We start from the raw sequence: 16,329 nt of genomic DNA, 5'->3' as shown, positions 1-16,329 counted from the left end.
ACCTTGAATGCGGGTTTCAGGGCGTCGCATTGGCCGCGCGGCTGCGTTCCTGCTCTTGCAGCTCGCGCCATTGCACCTTGCCCGTGCCGGACTTGGGCAGGCTGTCCACCAGCTGCACGATGCGCGGGCTTTTGTAGGCGGCCATGTGTTCGTGGCTCCAGTCGATGATGGACTGCTCGCTCACCTGGCCCTTGAAGGCGTCGCGCAGCACGACCAGCGCCTTCACCGTCTCGCCCCGGCGCTCGTCGTGCGCGGCGATCACACACACCTCCTGGATCGAGGGGTGGGCGTACATCATGGCCTCCACCTCGGCGGGCCAGACTTTGAAGCCCGACGCATTGATCATGCGCTTGAGCCGGTCCACCATGAAGAAGTAGCCGTCCTCATCCACCTGCGCCAGGTCGCCGGTGCGCAGAAAGCGCTTGCCATCCAGCGTCACAAAGCTGTCGGCCGAGGCCTGCGGGTTGTTCCAGTAGCCCCGCATGACCTGCGGGCCGTGCACCACGATCTCGCCAATCTCGCCCGGGGGCAGTTCGGCGAACGTGGCCGGGTCCACCACGCGCGCATCCACGTCGAACACCGGGATGCCCAGGCACTGCGGCTTAGGGCGGTGCGGCGGGTTGATGTGGGTAGCGGCCATGGTTTCAGACATGCCGTAGCCCTCCACATAGTCGAGCCCGGTCAGGTCCTTCAGCTGCTGCGCCACGGCCTTGGGCATGGCCGCGCCGCCGCCGCGTATGGCCTGGATGCTGCTGATGTCGTAGTCGGCGATGCGCGGGTTGGCCAGAAAGTCCACCACCATGGTCGAGATGGCCTGCCAGATCGTGACCTGGTAGCGCTGGATGAGCTGGGCAGCCGCGTCACGGTCCCAGCGCGGCAGCACGACCACGGTGGCGCCCACAAACAGCGGCCCGTTCATGCTGCCCGACAGGCCGGTGACGTGGAACAGCGGCAGCACCGTGAGGTAGGTCGAATCCTGCGTGCGCGCAAACCACTGCACTCCGCCCACCAGCGTGCTCATGGCGCTGCGGTGCGTGTGCATGCAGCCCTTGGGGTGGCCCGTGGTGCCCGAGGTGTAGGGCATCACGCACAGGTCGTCGGGTCCGGTGGTGATGGGGCCGGGGGAGCGCTGCTGCGCCAGCATGTCGCTCCACAGCGTGACGCCGGGGGCATCAATCGCCTGGCGCGGTGCGCTGACGAAAGCAGGCACGGGCAGGTCGGTGGGCACCTGCAGGTAGTCGCTGTAGGCGGCCACGATCAGGTGCTTCAGCTTGCCTTCGCTCCCAGCAGCATCCACCAGCGGCTGCGCCTGCGCGTGCAGGTCCTGCGGCACAAAGGCCACGGTGGCGCCGCTGTCGTGCACGTAGTGGCGAAGCTCGTCGGTGCGGTTCATGGGGTTCACCGGCACCACCACCGCATTGGCGCGCAGGATGCCGTAGAACGCCAGAATCCACTGCGGGCTGTTCTGCATGTACAGCAGCACCCGGTCGCCCGCCTTCACGCCACACACCTGCTGCAAGAAGCCTGCGATGTGCTCGGCCTGCTGCTGGAACTGGCGGAAGGTCACCAGCGTGTCGTAGAACACCAGAAAAGGCTTGTCCGGGTAGCGCGCGGCCGACACCTCGGCGTTGTGGAACAGGTGCGTCTGCGGCAGCGTGAGGTGGCGCGACAGGCCGGGCGGCCAGTGGGCGAGGTGGCGGTCGGACATGGGATACGGAACTCTGGGTTGATTCGTGCGGGGTACAGGTCGGCAAAACAGGGCGCAACTCAGGCGAGGGACGGCCAGCAAGGGCCGCCCCGCAGCCAAGGCCGTCGTCCCCCTGAGGGGGAAGGCGCGCAGCGCCTCAGGGGGCTCAAATCAAGCTGGCGCCACCATCCACCACGATGCTTTCCCCCGTGATGTGTCGCGAGGCGTTGGACGCCAGAAACACCACCGCGCCCTTGAGGTCCTCTTCGCCGCCAATGCGGCGCAGGGGCGTGCGCTCGATCATGGCGGGGCCCAGCTTTTCGATGAGGCCGCTGGCCATCTTGCTGGGGAAGAAGCCGGGGCAGATCGCATTGACGCGAACGCCGTAGTGCCCCCATTCGGACGCCAGCGTGCGCGCAAAGTGCAGCGCGGCGGCCTTGGAGGTGTTGTAGGCAATGGTGTTCATGCCGGGGGGCGTGCCCTTGAGCGCGGCCACCGAGGCCGTGACGATGATCGAGCCCTTGCCGCGCGGGATCATGCAGCGCTTGCCCACTTCGCGCGACAGGAAGAACGGCGCGCTCACGTTCAAGTCCATCACCTTGTGCCAGGCTGCGTCGGGGTAGTCCTCGGCCTTGGCGCCCCAGGTGGCGCCCGCGTTGTTGACCAAAATGTCGATGGTGCCAAAGCGTTCGACCACCTGGTCCACCAGGCCGGGGATGTCCTCGGTCTTTTGCAGGTCGTTCACCACGGTCAGCACCTCGTAGCCCATGCCTTCCAGGTGCTTTTTGGCCTCGGCCAGCTCATCGGCCTTGCGCGCGGTGATGGCGAGTTTGGCGCCCATTTCGCCCAGGGCTTCGGCCATCTGCAGGCCCAGGCCGCGCGAGCCGCCGGTGACCAGGGCGACCTGGCCGGTGAGATCGAAGAGTTGCTTGACGCTCATGGAGAAAACGCTTTCGTGCAGAGAGAGGGTGAAGGTGAATGAATGCCCGATCCCGGGTCCCGGTGGCTCGTGGCGCGCCGGGTGGGGTGAAGGGGGGCGGGGAAGGCGGCGGTGGCCGCCGTGCAGGTCGATTGGTCAGCGCTTCATGCTAGCCCCGCACCCGCCCGGTGTAAAACCGGCGCTGTCACCTTTGAAACTCTGGGCGCTGCCGCTTTTCTCGCCGGGTGTGGGATGGCGCCTACCCCCGCTTGCGGCCACGGCGGATGGACGGATGAGCGCCATGGCCCTAGGCTCGCGGGGATGAACGAGTCTTCCCCGCCCCTAGCGACAACCCCCTGGCTTGCCCGCATGGCCCAGCCCTTGCAGCCGCTGTGGCGCTTGGTGCAGCCGTTCTGGCGCGCCGCGCAGATGTGGTTGGACGCCGACGGGCTGCGCATGAGCGCGGCCATGTCGTTCTACGGCATGCTGAGCCTGGCGCCCCTGCTGCTCTTGCTGGTGGGCGTGCTGGGCTGGTGGGTGGACCGTAGCTACCTGGAGAGCAGCCTGGTCGCCCAGGTGCAGTCGGTGATGGGCCAGCAGGTGGCCGATGTGGTGCGCCAGGCCCTGACCAGCGCCCGGGCGCCTTCAGAGGGGCGGCTGGCATCGATCATCGGTTTTGGGGTCCTGGTCTCGGGGGCCACCGGGGTGTTTGTGGAGCTGCAGTCCGCGCTGGAGCGGCTGTGGCGCAAGGAGGGCTACACGCCGCCCCTGCGCGCCGCGTGGTGGCGCATGGCGTCGCTGCGGCTGCGGGGGCTGGCTTATGTGCTGGCGTTGGGGTTCTTGCTGCTGGTGTCGCTGGCGCTGTCCACCTTGATCCACCTGCTGGCGGGCTGGGCCGGGCAGCGCTTGGCCACAGCCCATCTGCCCGCATTGGCACCCCTGGCGCCGCTGCTGCAGCTGGTCAACGAAGCCATTGCCTTCGGGCTGGCCGTGGCGCTGTTTGTGGGGCTCATGCGCATCGGCGCGGGCCCCAAGCCGTCGCTGCGCTACCTGGTGATGGGCGCCGTGGTGGGCGCCACGCTGTTCACGGTGGGCAAGCAGCTGCTGGCCTGGTACCTGTCCACCGCCGCCGTGGTGTCGGCCTACGGCGCGGCGGGCTCGCTGGTGGTGCTGCTGATGTGGATCTACTTTTCGTCGGCCATCCTGCTGTTTTCTGCCAGTTGCGCCCAGGCCCTGGAGGATGCCCTGCACTCGGGCCCCCGCCGCCCGGCGGCGCTGGCGCGGTGGGCGGCATTGGCCCGTGCGCGGGCGCAGGGGCTGTAAATGTTGGCAACAGTGGGTTTTGCATGGAACACAGGGCATTGCCGTGGCCCCGCTGGCGGCGCGGGCCGTGTCCCGGGCGCTGGCCTGCGATGCAAGTGGGCCCATTGCTCGGGGCCCTGCGAGCCAAAGTTAGCCATAGGCGGCTTACCGCTGCTTACGGTCGCTTACAAAGCGGCCGCACCGCAGTGCCTGTGGCTGTGTACCTTTGCACCATCCGGCCCGTTGAACGACCACGGCCCCCCGCCCCGGCAGGCGCATCGAGCCTCCTCGCGCACCCGCCGCCCTGCGGACACCTCCTACCACATTGCACAAGGAAATGACCATGAACCTGACGGTTTCTACTCCCACCCCGCCCGCAACCGCCGCAGCCCCTGCCGGTTCGGCCATGAAATGGATGTGGGCGGCCATTGGCGTGCTGGGCGTGAGCGTGCTGGCCCTGGGCGCCACTCTGGTGATGCAAAACCGCACGCCCTCGGCGGCCGATGCGGCATCTCCCGCCACTCTGGCCGCCACCCCCCGCACGCCCGAATCCCAGATCATTGATGAAAAACGGGCGCAAGTGCCGGTTGCATCTGGTCAGGGTGCTATGAATAGCGGAGCAAACTACCGTCCGCAGGCGGGTGGCAGCGCAGGCCGATCCGGTGACATGGCGGGCAGCATGGCCCCCGGAGGTGTGGCGCAGCCCGTGCGTGCAGCGGCGCCCCTGTGCCAAAGCTGCGGCCGTGTCGAGTCGGTGCAGGCCGTTCAACAGGCTGCCCCTGCCACAGGCGTGGGTGCTGTAGCCGGTGGCGTGCTGGGCGCGGTGGTGGGCAACCAGATCGGCAAGGGCAGCGGCCGCACCGCCGCCACCGTGCTGGGTGCCGTGGGCGGCGGTTACGTGGGCCACAAGGTCGAGGAGCGCAGCCGCACCCACACGGTGTACCAGATCGCCGTGCGCATGGAAGACGGTTCGCTGCGCCATTTCCAGCGCGCCGAGCCCACGGCGGTGGGCACGCCCGTCGTGCTGCAAGGCAAGGGCTTCCGTGTGGACCAGGGGGGCCAGGCGCGCGCTGCAGACCCCTATGGCCAGCCGCAGCCTCAGCCGGGCGCGGCGCGGGTGTCTGACACTTACTGAGTCAACTGCTTCCAGAAAGACAAAAGCCCGCAGATGCGGGCTTTTGTCTTTCTTGCCTGAGCCTGGTTAGAGAACCACCGGAATCTCGGTCGCAGGCGGCGTGTTGCGGCTGCGTCCACAGCGCACCAGGCCATCGATCATCACCATGCCAATGCCCGGGATGTCGCCCAGCTGCACGCTCTCCAGCAGCGTGGCACCGGCGGTGTGCTGGGCACGGTCCATGAACACAAAGTCCGCTGCGCGGCCCACCTCGATCAGGCCGCAGTTCAGGTTACGGATGCGCGCCGTGTTGCCGGTGGCAAAGCAGAACACCAGCTCGGCCGGGATGTCGGCAAAGCTCGAGATCAGCGCAATCATGCGCAGCATGCCCAGCGGCTGCACGCCCGAGCCGGCGGGGCCGTCGGTGCCCAGAATCACGCGGTGCGGGCACTTGAGTTCGATGGCCGCGCGGGCGGCCTGGATGGCGATCTTCTCGTTGCCGTTGTGCACCAGCTCGATCGCGCGGGACGACTTCTCGCACAGCTCGCACACATGCTTCCAGGGCAGCGAGGTGTGGCCGCCGTTGATGTGGCCGATCACGTCGGCATCGGCCTCCAGCACCACGTCCTTGTCGATCAGGCCAGAGCCTGGGATGGACGGGCCGCCCGTGTGTATGGTGCTCTGGATGCCGTGCTTGCGTGCCCAGGCCACCATTTGCTGGGCTTCGTAGCCCGCCTTGACGGAGCCCAGGCCCACTTCGCCCAGCAGGGTCACACCGGCATCGGCCAGGTCCTTGAAATCCTGCTCGGTCATGCCTTTTTCGATAACCGGGGCGCCGGCGATCACCTTCACACCACCGGGGCGGAAATTGTCGAACGAGCGCTGCGCCGTGATGGCCAGCGCCTTGAGGCCCACGATGTCCTTGGGGCGGCCGGGCAGGTGTACCTCGCCGGCCGAGACCATGGTGGTCACGCCGCCGTTCATGGTCGAGTCGATCCACCCGATCTGGTTCTGGCGCGGCGTCCAGTCGCCAAACACCGGGTGCACGTGGCTGTCGATCAGGCCGGGCGCCACGCAGGTCTGGCGCGCGTCAATCACGGTGTTGGCGTGGTCGGTGTCGCAGTCCTTGTAGCGGCCCACGGCCACGATGAGTCCGTCGTTGACGACGATGGTGTCGGCATCGAGGATGGGGCGGTCCAGGTCGCCCGACAACAAAAGACCGATGTTCTGGATGACGACCTTGCCTGACTTGCCGCCGGCTGCTGCTTCTGCCATGGATTCTCCTCGTGGGGTGGTGAGCGGGGCGCCATGCGGCGCTCCGCAGGGAAAAATCTCTTGTCGATTCAGGCCGTTGCTGTTGCCTTGCCCTTGGGCAGGCTGGGGCCGGGCGCCACGGTGCGCAGCACGCTGTCGATGACGAAGGATTCCCAGTGCGCCAATGCATCGGGCGTCTCCAGGTCTTCGCCCAGAAAGGCCGACAGCGTGTGCCTGTTGGACATGTAGAAGTAGCCCGTGGCGGCGATCAGCAGGTATACGTCGCGCGCCGACACGTCTTTGCGGAACAGTCCCTGCGCCTGGCCGCTTTCGAGCACGCGGCGGATCACCTCGATGGCGGGCGACGAGTATTCGCGGGCGCGCATCGACTTGGAGATGTGCTTGCCCTTGTGCAGGTTCTCGGTGTTGAGCAGCGTGATGAACTCGGGGTTCTTGCGGTAGTAGCCCACCACAAAGCGGATCACGGCCTGCAGTGCCTCGACCGGTTTGGCGGTGTCCAGATCCAGTTTGGATTCCGCATCGTTCATGCGCCGGTAGGTTTCTTCCAGCACCTCGATGAACAGGCCTTCCTTGCTGCCGAAGTAGTAATAGATCATCCGGTCGAAGGACTTGGCTGCCTTGGAGATCTTCTCCACGCTGCCGCCTTCGTAGCCGTAGCGGGCGAACACCTTGGTCGCCGCTTTCAGGATGTTGTCGCGCGTGGTCTGTGCGGCCTGTTCACGCACGCCCGTCTTGCGGGTTGATGCGGAGCGGGGGGACGCGGTCCGGGTCTTGGTGGGAGTGGCAGACATGGCGGGTCCTGGTGGATGACGCGGGCCCCGGGGGAGGGGCCTGCCGGGGGATCACTGCTCTGCGAACGCGCGCTCGATCACGAAGTCACCGGGCTTCGTGGTGTTGCCCTCATTGAAACCGCGCGCTTCCATCATGTGCTTGAGGTCGCGCAGCATCTCGGGGCTGCCGCAGATCATCACGCGGTCTTCGGCGGGGTTGAGTGCGGGCAGGCCCAGGTCGCGGGCGAGCTGGCCGTTTTCGATCACGGTGGTCACACGGCCCTGGTGTTTGAACTCCTCGCGCGTCACCGTGGGGTAGTACTTGAGTTGCTTGGTGACCATCTCGCCCAGAAACTCGTGCTGCGGCAGTTCCTGGGTGATGTAGTCGTGGTAGGCCAGTTCCTTCACCTCGCGCACACCGTGCACCAGGATGACTTCCTCGAACTTCTCGTAGGTCTCGGGGTCGCGGATCAGGCTCAGGAACGGGGCCACGCCCGTGCCGGTGGAGAGCATGTACAGGCGTTTGGCAGGCAGCAGGTAGTCGATCAGCAGGGTTCCCGTGGGCTTCTTGCCCACCACGATGGTGTCGCCCACCTTGATGTGCTGCAGGCGCGAGGTCAGCGGGCCGTCGGGCACCTTGATGGACAGGAACTCCAGGTGCTCTTCGTAGTTGGGGCTCACGATGCTGTAGGCGCGCAGCAGGGGTTTGCCGTTCTCGCCGCGCAGGCCAATCATCGTGAAATGCCCGTTGGAAAAGCGCAGCGCGGTGTCGCGCGTGGTGGTGAAGGAGAAAAGGCGGTCGGTCCAGTGGTGGACCGTCAGGACGCGTTCGTCAAGAAAGGCGCTCATGGTGCGTTAGATGGAAAAGTTGGAAGCAAATACGAAAAAGCAGCTGAAGTGCTGGCCTGGAAACGCCTTAGAACAAGGTTTCCGGGCCGGATGGCTTGTGGCTCGCAACCCTCCATTGTTCCGCATCTCGCAAACACACCTTTCTCGGCGTGGTTGAAGGCCGCCGGACAGCCTGGTTTGGGTGTCGGCACCAAATGCGGACATTCGTCTTTGCGTGCGTCATTTTGGGGCTCCTCATGCACCGTTTTTGGGGGTGCGAAAACACCATTGCAGAGTCTTATTGATTCCGCTACATTGACATCAAATGTAGCGTTCACAACATTTAAGTTAAGTGAATGCTACACAAAATGCAATGCGCATACAAGCACTTGCGACAAGAGCAATGAATGGGCCGTCAAGATGACTGAACACACCAAGACCGATGGGCTGCCGGGCATGGATGCGCCAGATCTGCCGCAGGTGCTGGAGCGCGCCCGACCGCGCAACGACCGCATGAATGCTGCCAAGGTCGAGTGCAATGCGTGCCCGGTGCTGTGCCAGATTTCCGAGGGCCGGGCCGGTGCATGCGACCGCTATGCCAACCATGCGGGCGTGCTGGTGCGGCTGGACCCGGTGGTGTTGCTGCGCAAGACGCTGGAATCCGGCGAGGCCACGCTGGTGCCGTTTGCGGGCCGCGCCGAGGCTGCAGAAGATGCTGGGACCGCAGTGGCTCCTGAACCCGCATGGAACGGCGATCTATTGCTGTCGGAAGAAGTGTTTGTGACAGGCGTGGGATCGTCCACCACCTACCCTGACTACAAACCTGCGCCCTTCATCGTGGGCTCCCAAACCGATGGCGTGGACATGGTCACCGTGGTCACCGAGGGCATCTTCAGCTACTGCAGCTTCAAGGTGAAGATCGACACCGACCGCTTCCTCGGCTCCGAACAGGCCAACGTGCGCTGCAAGGGCGAGGTGGTGGGGCATGTGACCACGGCCGAATACGGCTCGCAGATGCTGTCGCTGGGTGGTGTGCACCACCTCACGGGAGGTACCAAGAAAGAAGGCCGCATCACCGCCGAGATGATGCAGGCCTTGGGCAACAAGCAGGCGGTGGAGTTCACCATCGATGGCGGCTCGCAGCTCATCATCCAGGCCGGGCGTGCGCCCATCGTCAATGGCGTGGCCGAGCAGCGCATGCGCGTGGGCTGCGGCTCTGCGGCCATTGGCATCTTTGCACGCCAGTTCTTTGGCCATGCGGACGAAGTGGTGGTGGTGGATGACCACATCACCGGCGTGCTCACCGAACACCAGGCGGGCCGCTGCCTGGACATGAAGCCATCGGGCATCCAGATGCGCGGGCGCAAGTCCACGCCGGGCCGCTACTTTCAGGTGGCCAACCCGGGCACGGGCTGGGGCGGCACCGACATTGCCGACCCGCTGTCCATCATCGAGGGCTGGGACGAATCCGTGGCATGGCCGGGGCTGCGCCTGTTGATGACCTCCACCACCGGGGAGCATGCCTCCTGGTACGTGCTGGACGCGCAACTCCATCCGGTCGAGGCCGAGATGCCCGCCGAAGTGCGCCGCATCGTGGACCGCATCGGCGAAAACTGCGAGCCCTCGCTCGCGTCCGTGCTGTTCCTCGGCGGTGCAGGCGGCAGCCTGCGCGCAGGCGTCACCGAGAACCCGGTGCTGCTCACGCGCTCCATCAAGAACGCGCTGGTCAATGTGACCTGTGGCGGTGCCCCGGCCTATGTGTGGCCGGGCGGCGGTATCACCGTGATGGCCGACGTGCTGCGCATGCCCGACAACAGCTTTGGCACCGTGCCCACGCCCGCCATCGTGGCGCCCATCGAGTTCAGCATGCGCCGCGCGGACTACGAAGCGCTGGGCGGGCACACCGAACAGATCCGCAGCCTGCGTGACGTGCTGGAGCGCGGCGCGTGGCACAACGACGGTGCACCGCAGGCGCGCGTGTGGCAAACCTTGCCCGCTGCCAATCCGTGGCCGCTGGGTCGCCCGCCTCTACTGGGTTGAGTGGGTCGCACCGTGAACGCCTGCCGCAAGCTCCTGTCCGACGGCCGCTGGCATTTCCAGCATGGCCCGATGGACCTCGTCCTCCAAGCCGAAGGGGCGCGCGACGCCGTGGCCCTGACGCACGAGCGCGCCTGGCAGCGCTTTGAAGGGCTGCTGCAGGAGTTGGTGAACGAACTCTCCGGCCTGCGGGCACCGGTGAGCGAGCGTTGCGCGTTGCAGGGCGTGGTGGCGCGCCGCATGTGGGCCGCCTGTAGCCCTTATCGCGCAGGTTTCGTCACATCGATGGCGGCGGTGGCGGGCGCGGTGGCGCAGGAGATCCTGGCCTGCTACGAACAGCCGGGCATAGACCGCGCCTGGGTTAACAACGGCGGCGACATTGCGCTGCACCTGGCGCCGGGCCAGTCGGTCACGGTGGGGGTGTACGCTGACATCGCCGCACTGAATGCTGCGCAGTTGCGCAACGGTTTGGTGCTGGATGGACAGATCCGCATCGACAGCGCCATGCCGGTGCGCGGTGTGGCCACCAGTGGCTGGCGCGGGCGCAGCCAGTCGCTCGGCATTGCGGACAGCGTGACGGTGCTGGCGCGCACGGCGGCGCAGGCCGATGCGGCGGCAACCATCGTGGCGAACGCGGTGAATGTGGCCGATGTGCGGATTGTGCGCAGGCCCGCATACCAGGTGCGGGACGACAGTGACCTGGGTGTCATCCCTGTCACCGTGGATGTCCCCGCCTTGCCCAAAGAGCTGGTGAGCCGGGCCTTGCACCAGGGGCTGCAAAAAGCGCAAGAATTGCAGTCCAGCGGCCTGCTGTGGTTTGCACTGCTGGCATGCCAGGGCCAGTTTATGGCGACCTCGGTGCCCCAAGCCCTGACGGGAGCGGCGTTGCCGCGGGGTGTAGTGATGGAATCGGAAGTTGGTTCAGTATTTGCTTAACGAATTGCACAGGTCTCCAGAATGATCCAGATACGACGCGTTTTCACCCATCTTGAGGAAATCCGGCACGAATTCGGGCCGGTGGCCGACGTGCCGCTGCTGCGCGGCGCCATCGGAGCGGTGCTGACCAACCCGTTTGCGGGCCGGTACGAGCCCGACATCCTCCCCATGATGGACGCGCTGCAGGACGTGGGGCTGGACATGGCCCAGCGCCTCCTGAAGGCCATGGCGGTGCCTGCCGAGCGCATCGAGACCTATGGCAAGGGTGCCATCGTGGGCGCGGCCGGCGAGCTGGAGCATGGCGCGCTGTGGCATGTGCCCGGTGGCTACGCCATGCGCGAACTGCTGGGCTGGAAGGGCGACCGCAACGCCTACGCCAAGGGCCAAGCCGAAGAGAAGACGGGGCAGCCCGCCAACGCGTTGTCCATCGTGCCCTCCACCAAGAAAGTGGGAGGCCCAGGCGCGGCGCTGGATGTGCCGCTGACCCATATCAACGCCAGTTATGTGCGCAGCCATTTCGACGCGATCGAAGTGCGTGTTCCGGGCGCGCCCTCCGCCGATGAGATCGTGTTCATACTTGCCATGTCCACGGGACCGCGCATCCATGCCCGTGTCGGTGGGCTCAAGGCGGCAGACATCAGCCAGTGGAACGGCCTGCGCTGAGCGGTACGCCCACAAGCACACCATCGAACAAGACAAGACCCCAAGGAGCCAAAAATGCCAGCCAAGATTCGAAAGATCATCGTCCAGACCGACGAAGTCCGCGTGGAAATGGGGCGTGACGTTCAGCCCCCGGTGCGCAAGGCGCTGGCCATGGCCGTGATCGAGAACCCCTTTGCCGGACGTTATGTGGAAAACCTCGACGAACTCATCGCCATCGGCGAGGAGCTGGGCGGTCTTCTGGGCGCTCGCTGCGTGCAGGCCCTGGGCATTGAACCCAGCCAAGCCCAGAGCTACGGCAAGGCCGCCATCGTGGGCGAGGCGGGCGAGCTGGAACATGCCGCTGCCATCCTGCACCCCAAGCTGGGCGCACCCCTGCGTGTGGCGGTCGAGAAGGGCGCCGCTCTGGTCCCATCCAGCAAGAAGATGGGAGGCCTGGGCACGGCCATCGACGTTCCCCTGGGCCACAAGGACGCCGCCTACGTGCGCAGCCATTTCGACGCCATGGAAGCCCGTGTGGCCGATGCCCCGCGGGCCAATGAAATCGTGGTGGCCGTTGTCGTGACGGACAGCGGGCGGCCGTTGCCACGTGTCGGTGGCCTCACGGCCTCTGAAATAAAAGGCGTTGACGGCCTGCGCTGAGTCCGGCGCGCGCACAACACTCACCTGTCCTGTCTTACCCCCGTTCGATCTCTCTCCAACCATCCTTCAGGAGTCTCCCCATGACGATGCGACGAAACCTCATGCGTGCCACGGCTGCGGCTGCATTGGCCCTCACCCTGGCCCCTGTTTTTGCCCAAGGCGTGATCAAGATTGGCGAGGTCAACAGCTACAAGGCACAACCTGCTTTCCTGGAGCCCTACAAGAAAGGCATGGAGCTGGCGGTCGATGAGATCAACGCTGCGGGCGGCGTCAATGGCAAGAAGATCGAACTGATTACGCGCGACGACAACGCCAACCCCGGCGACGCCGTTCGCGTGGCTGAAGAGCTGGTGTCGCGCGAGAAGGTCGATGTGCTGGCGGGCACCTTCCTGTCGAACACCGGCTTGGCGGTGGCCGACTTCGCCAAGCAGAAGAAGTTTTTCTTCCTGGCTGGCGAGCCGCTGACCGACAAGATGACCTGGCAAGGAGGCAACCAGTACACCTTCCGCCTGCGTCCTGGTACCTACATGCAGGCCGCCATGCTGGTGCCCGAGGCCGCCAAGATGAAGAAAAAGCGCTGGGCTGTGGTCTACCCCAACTACGAATACGGGCAGTCTGCGGTGGCGGCGTTCAAGCAACTGCTCAAGGCCGCCCAGCCCGACGTGGAGTTTGTGGCCGAACAAGCCACGCCACTGGGCCGGGTGGATGCTGGCAGCGTGGTGCAAGCGCTGTCGGATGCCAAGCCCGACGCCGTCTTCAACGTGCTGTTTGGCGCGGACCTGTCGAAATTCGTGCGCGAAGGCAACACGCGCGGCCTCTTCAAGGGCATTGAGGTGGTCAGCGTGTTGACGGGCGAGCCCGAATACATGGACCCCTTGAAAGACGAGGCTCCCAACGGCTGGCTGGTGACCGGCTATCCCTGGTACGGCATCAGCACCCCCGCACACAAGGCGTTCGAGCAGGCGTACCAGGCCAAGTTCAAGGACTACCCGCGTCTGGGCTCGGTGGTGGGCTACAGCATGATCAAGTCGGCTGCGGCTGGTATTGCCAAAGCCAAGAGCACCGACACCGACAAGCTGGTCGCAGCCTTCAAGGGGCTGCAGGTAGACACCCCGTTCGGCAAGATCACCTACCGTCCTGAAGACCACCAGGCCACCATGGGCGCGTTTGTCGGTCGCACCAAGAACGAAGGCGGCAAGGGCGTGATGGTGGATTACGTCTACCTGGATGGCGCCGATGCCAAGTACCAGCCGTCCGCAGCCGACGTGAAGAAGTCGCGAAGCGCTGATTGATTCCCTCTGAGGTCTGAGGCGCCTGCCGCGCCTCGGTCCCTGCAGACGCTACCTGCAGTCCGGCACCGCCCGGTTCTGCGGGTGCTGGCTGGTGTTGGCTGGAGCACGGCCGGCTTCTTTCATGGCCTTCGCGCTGGCAAAAACAGTGTGACCAGGCCCTACAGGGTGTATCGAACATGAGTTTTTCGGGTTTCATCGTCCAGCTCATCAACGGGCTGGCGAGTGCGTCGTCGCTGTTCCTCGTGGCGGCGGGTCTGTCGCTGATCTTTGGCGTGACCCGCATCGTGAACTTTGCCCATGGCTCGTTCTTCATGGTGGGCATTTACGTCGCGTACTCGCTGGTCGAGCGCCTGAGCGGTGCCCTGGGCTTCTGGGTGGCCCTGCCGCTGGCCGCGCTGATCGTCGGCGTGCTCGGAGCGCTGATCGAGGTGGTGCTGCTGCGCCGCATCTACAAGGCGCCCGAGCTGTTCCAGCTGCTGGCCACGTTTGCCCTGGTGCTGGTCATCAAGGACGCCGTGCTGTGGCTTTGGGGCCCTGACGAACTGCTGGGCCCGCGCGCGCCGGGCCTTTCGGGTTCCGTCAGCTTGCTGGGGCGGCAGTTCCCCAGCTATGACCTGTTCCTCATCGTGGTCGGTCCGCTGGTGCTGGGCGCCGTCTGGCTGCTGCTCACGCGCACCCGGTTTGGTACGCTGGTGCGTGCCGCCACGCAAGACCGCGAGATGGTGAGCGCCCTGGGCGTCAACCAGGCCTGGTTGTTCACGGCCGTGTTCGCGCTGGGCGCGATGCTGGCCGGGCTGGGTGGCGCACTGCAGCTGCCGCGCGAGCCCGCCACGCTGGAGATGGACCTGCACACCATCGGTGCCGCCTTCGTGGTGGTGGTGGTGGGGGGCATGGGCTCCATCCCGGGCGCGTACGCCGCGGCCCTGCTGATCTCCGAGATCAAGGCCATCTGCATCTGGCTGGGTGTGGTCGACGTGTTCGGCCTGAGTGTTTCATTTTCCAAGCTGACCCTGGTGGTGGATTTTCTGGTGATGGCGGTGGTGCTGGTCTGGCGCCCGTGGGGCCTGTTCGGCCGGCCGCAGGCACCCAGCCGCTATGTGGGCATGCAGGAGGAGCCGCTGCGTCGGCCTGGCAAGGCCTATCTGGTGGCGGCCGCGGTGCTGGGCCTGCTGCTGGCAGCAGCCCCGGTGCTCACCGCGCAGTCGCCGTACACCACGGTGCTGCTGATCGACCTGCTCATCGCAGCGCTGTTTGCGGCCAGCCTTCACTTCATCATGGGGCCTGCGGGCATGCACTCCTTCGGCCATGCCGCCTACTTCGGGCTGGGCGCCTATGGTGCGGCCCTGCTGGTGCGCTCGCTCGGGCTACCCATGGAGATCGCACTGGTGGTGGCGCCGCTGGTGGCCGCCGCCGGGGCGTTTGTCTATGGCTGGTTTGCGGTGCGGCTGTCGGGTGTGTACCTCGCCATGCTGACGCTGGCCTTCGCCCAGATCACCTGGGCCATCACCTACCAGTGGGACAGTTTCACGGGGGGCAGCAACGGCCTCACAGGCGTGTGGCCTGCGGCCTGGCTGGCAGACAAGCGCATGTATTACTGGCTCACGTTGGTGCTGGTGGGGGCAGGGGTGTGGTGGCTGCGTCGCGTGCTGTTCTCGCCGTTTGGCTATGCGCTGCGCGCGGGGCGCGACTCTGTGCTGCGGGCCGACGCCATCGGCATCGACGTCAAGCGCATGCAGTGGGTGGCGTTTGTGGTGGCGGGCACGGCGGCAGGGCTGGCAGGGGCGCTGTATGCGTTCTCCAAGGGCAGTATTTCGCCAGAGTCGCTGGCCGTGGGCAAATCGGTGGATGGGTTGGTGATGGTGCTGCTGGGCGGTATCCAGACGTTGGCGGGCCCCGTGGTGGGCGCGGTCACCTTCACCTGGCTGCACGACACCGTGGCGCGTAACACCGACTACTGGCGCGCCATGCTGGGCGCCATCATCCTCATCCTGGTGCTGCTGTTTCCGCAGGGCATCGCGGGCACCATCAAGCAGATTTTTGACAACATGCGCAACGCCAAGAACACCAAGGAGGGCACGGCATGAGCCTCCTCAAAGTCTCCGGTTTGGGCAAATCGTTCGGCGGCGTGAAGGCGGTGGATGGCATCCACTTCGAACTCGCTGCGGGTGAGCTGCTGGCACTCATCGGCCCCAATGGCGCCGGCAAGTCCACCACCTTCAACATGGTCAACGGCCAGCTGCCCGCCGATGCAGGCTCCATCCAGCTCAACGGTCAGGAGCTGGTGGGCCGCAAGCCGCGCGACATCTGGCGCATGGGAGTGGGCCGCACCTTCCAGATCGCCGAAACCTTTGCATCGCTGACGGTGGTGGAGAACGTGCAGATGGCACTGATCTCCAACGACGGTCTGCTGTTCTCGATGTGGCGCAGGGCTGCCGACCACAAACGCGACGAAGCCCTGGCGCTGCTGGACCAGGTGGGCATGAAGTCGCAGGCCGACCGGCCCTGCAGCGTGCTGGCCTATGGCGATGTGAAGCGTGTGGAGCTGGCGATTGCCATGGCCAACTCGCCCAAGCTGCTGCTCATGGACGAGCCCACCGCCGGCATGGCGCCCAAGGAGCGCAACGAACTCATGGCGCTGACCAAACAACTGGTGATCGACCGCCATATGGCCGTGCTCTTCACCGAGCACAGCATGGACGTGGTGTTTGCCTATGCCGACCGCATGATCGTGCTGGCGCGCGGACGTTTGATTGCCGAGGGCAAGCCGCTGGAGCTGCGCGACCACCCCAAGGTGCAGGAGGTGTACTTCGGCACTGGTAAGACCTTCGAGAAGAAAGCGGCAGCCGCTGCTGTAGAGGCCGCATGAC

Annotated in this window: 14 protein-coding genes; 9 read left to right on the top strand and 5 right to left on the bottom strand. The window is 65.7% G+C overall.

Translation table 11 applies throughout. The features are described from left to right. Window positions 1–16 precede the first annotated feature (16 nt). Together ASD94_RS12265 and ASD94_RS12260 are read right to left on the bottom strand one after the other, a co-directional pair. On the bottom strand, window positions 17–1,708 hold the full coding sequence (locus tag ASD94_RS12265; RefSeq protein ID WP_056643282.1) for a long-chain fatty acid--CoA ligase: 1,692 nt from the start codon (window positions 1,706–1,708) through the stop codon (window positions 17–19). Between the two features lie 145 nt (window positions 1,709–1,853). Then, window positions 1,854–2,627: an SDR family oxidoreductase gene (locus ASD94_RS12260; protein WP_056057149.1), complete on the bottom strand. Its 774-nt coding sequence runs from the start codon at window positions 2,625–2,627 to the stop codon at window positions 1,854–1,856. A gap of 300 nt (window positions 2,628–2,927) precedes the next feature. Between ASD94_RS12260 and ASD94_RS12255 the strand changes: the two genes are divergently transcribed. Further along, window positions 2,928–3,929, top strand: coding sequence for a YihY/virulence factor BrkB family protein (locus tag ASD94_RS12255; RefSeq protein ID WP_056643279.1), 1,002 nt, complete (start codon window positions 2,928–2,930; stop codon window positions 3,927–3,929). 322 nt (window positions 3,930–4,251) lie between these two features. Further along, complete coding sequence (locus ASD94_RS12250) at window positions 4,252–5,043, top strand: glycine zipper 2TM domain-containing protein (RefSeq protein ID WP_056643276.1); 792 nt, start codon at window positions 4,252–4,254, stop codon at window positions 5,041–5,043. A gap of 66 nt (window positions 5,044–5,109) precedes the next feature. On the opposite strand, the gene ASD94_RS12245 is transcribed toward ASD94_RS12250, so the two are convergent. From ASD94_RS12245 to ASD94_RS12235, 3 genes are all read right to left on the bottom strand, one after another. Continuing rightward, window positions 5,110–6,297 carry an amidohydrolase family protein gene (locus ASD94_RS12245; protein ID WP_056643274.1) on the bottom strand — a complete coding sequence of 396 codons (1,188 nt, stop codon included), beginning with the start codon at window positions 6,295–6,297 and terminating at the stop codon, window positions 5,110–5,112. A gap of 68 nt (window positions 6,298–6,365) precedes the next feature. After that, the gene (locus tag ASD94_RS12240; protein WP_056643272.1) at window positions 6,366–7,088 is read right to left on the bottom strand and encodes a TetR/AcrR family transcriptional regulator; all 723 of its coding nucleotides are present in this window, start codon (window positions 7,086–7,088) and stop codon (window positions 6,366–6,368) included. 51 nt (window positions 7,089–7,139) lie between these two features. Beyond that, a complete protein-coding gene (locus tag ASD94_RS12235; protein WP_056643268.1) occupies window positions 7,140–7,916 on the bottom strand; it encodes a ferredoxin--NADP reductase in 777 nt (258 codons plus the stop codon). Between the two features lie 399 nt (window positions 7,917–8,315). Between ASD94_RS12235 and ASD94_RS12230 the strand changes: the two genes are divergently transcribed. From ASD94_RS12230 to ASD94_RS12200, 7 genes are all read left to right on the top strand, one after another. Beyond that, entirely contained in the window at window positions 8,316–9,935 is a 1,620-nt protein-coding gene (locus ASD94_RS12230) for a hypothetical protein (protein WP_056643266.1), read from the top strand. 12 nt (window positions 9,936–9,947) lie between these two features. Continuing rightward, window positions 9,948–10,868, top strand: coding sequence for a UPF0280 family protein (locus ASD94_RS12225; protein WP_056643263.1), 921 nt, complete (start codon window positions 9,948–9,950; stop codon window positions 10,866–10,868). A gap of 21 nt (window positions 10,869–10,889) precedes the next feature. Then, window positions 10,890–11,531, top strand: a complete 642-nt coding sequence (locus ASD94_RS12220; protein ID WP_056643256.1) for an amino acid synthesis family protein — start codon at window positions 10,890–10,892, stop codon at window positions 11,529–11,531. A 54-nt stretch (window positions 11,532–11,585) separates the two neighbouring features. Next, window positions 11,586–12,170 (top strand): amino acid synthesis family protein, encoded by a 585-nt coding sequence (locus tag ASD94_RS12215; protein WP_056643252.1) that lies wholly within the window; start codon window positions 11,586–11,588, stop codon window positions 12,168–12,170. Window positions 12,171–12,250: 80 nt separating this feature from the next. Next, window positions 12,251–13,462: an ABC transporter substrate-binding protein gene (locus tag ASD94_RS12210; protein WP_056643249.1), complete on the top strand. Its 1,212-nt coding sequence runs from the start codon at window positions 12,251–12,253 to the stop codon at window positions 13,460–13,462. Window positions 13,463–13,638: 176 nt separating this feature from the next. Beyond that, window positions 13,639–15,546 carry an ABC transporter permease gene (locus ASD94_RS12205; protein WP_056643245.1) on the top strand — a complete coding sequence of 636 codons (1,908 nt, stop codon included), beginning with the start codon at window positions 13,639–13,641 and terminating at the stop codon, window positions 15,544–15,546. Next, a complete protein-coding gene (locus tag ASD94_RS12200) occupies window positions 15,543–16,328 on the top strand; it encodes an ABC transporter ATP-binding protein (protein WP_056643242.1) in 786 nt (261 codons plus the stop codon). The genes ASD94_RS12205 and ASD94_RS12200 overlap by 4 nt, the downstream gene beginning before the upstream one ends. Window position 16,329: the final 1 nt, after the last annotated feature.

Source organism: Acidovorax sp. Root70 (assembly GCF_001428225.1).
Classification (GTDB): domain Bacteria; phylum Pseudomonadota; class Gammaproteobacteria; order Burkholderiales; family Burkholderiaceae_C; genus Acidovorax.
Note: the sequence above shows the minus strand (reverse complement) of the source record. Positions and strands in the feature narration are given on the sequence as shown.

Bases quoted from the DNA above. Each gene is read 5' to 3' on its own strand.
- ASD94_RS12255 (WP_056643279.1), top strand. From the start codon at position 2,928: ATGAACGAGTCTTCCCCGCCCCTAGCGACAACCCCCTGGCTTGCCCGC.
- ASD94_RS12265 (WP_056643282.1), bottom strand. From the start codon at position 1,708: ATGTCCGACCGCCACCTCGCCCACTGGCCGCCCGGCCTGTCGCGCCAC.
- ASD94_RS12240 (WP_056643272.1), bottom strand. From the start codon at position 7,088: ATGTCTGCCACTCCCACCAAGACCCGGACCGCGTCCCCCCGCTCCGCA.
- ASD94_RS12250 (WP_056643276.1), top strand. From the start codon at position 4,252: ATGAACCTGACGGTTTCTACTCCCACCCCGCCCGCAACCGCCGCAGCC.
- ASD94_RS12245 (WP_056643274.1), bottom strand. From the start codon at position 6,297: ATGGCAGAAGCAGCAGCCGGCGGCAAGTCAGGCAAGGTCGTCATCCAG.
- ASD94_RS12205 (WP_056643245.1), top strand. From the start codon at position 13,639: ATGAGTTTTTCGGGTTTCATCGTCCAGCTCATCAACGGGCTGGCGAGT.
- ASD94_RS12220 (WP_056643256.1), top strand. From the start codon at position 10,890: ATGATCCAGATACGACGCGTTTTCACCCATCTTGAGGAAATCCGGCAC.
- ASD94_RS12235 (WP_056643268.1), bottom strand. From the start codon at position 7,916: ATGAGCGCCTTTCTTGACGAACGCGTCCTGACGGTCCACCACTGGACC.
- ASD94_RS12260 (WP_056057149.1), bottom strand. From the start codon at position 2,627: ATGAGCGTCAAGCAACTCTTCGATCTCACCGGCCAGGTCGCCCTGGTC.
- ASD94_RS12215 (WP_056643252.1), top strand. From the start codon at position 11,586: ATGCCAGCCAAGATTCGAAAGATCATCGTCCAGACCGACGAAGTCCGC.
- ASD94_RS12210 (WP_056643249.1), top strand. From the start codon at position 12,251: ATGACGATGCGACGAAACCTCATGCGTGCCACGGCTGCGGCTGCATTG.
- ASD94_RS12230 (WP_056643266.1), top strand. From the start codon at position 8,316: ATGACTGAACACACCAAGACCGATGGGCTGCCGGGCATGGATGCGCCA.
- ASD94_RS12200 (WP_056643242.1), top strand. From the start codon at position 15,543: ATGAGCCTCCTCAAAGTCTCCGGTTTGGGCAAATCGTTCGGCGGCGTG.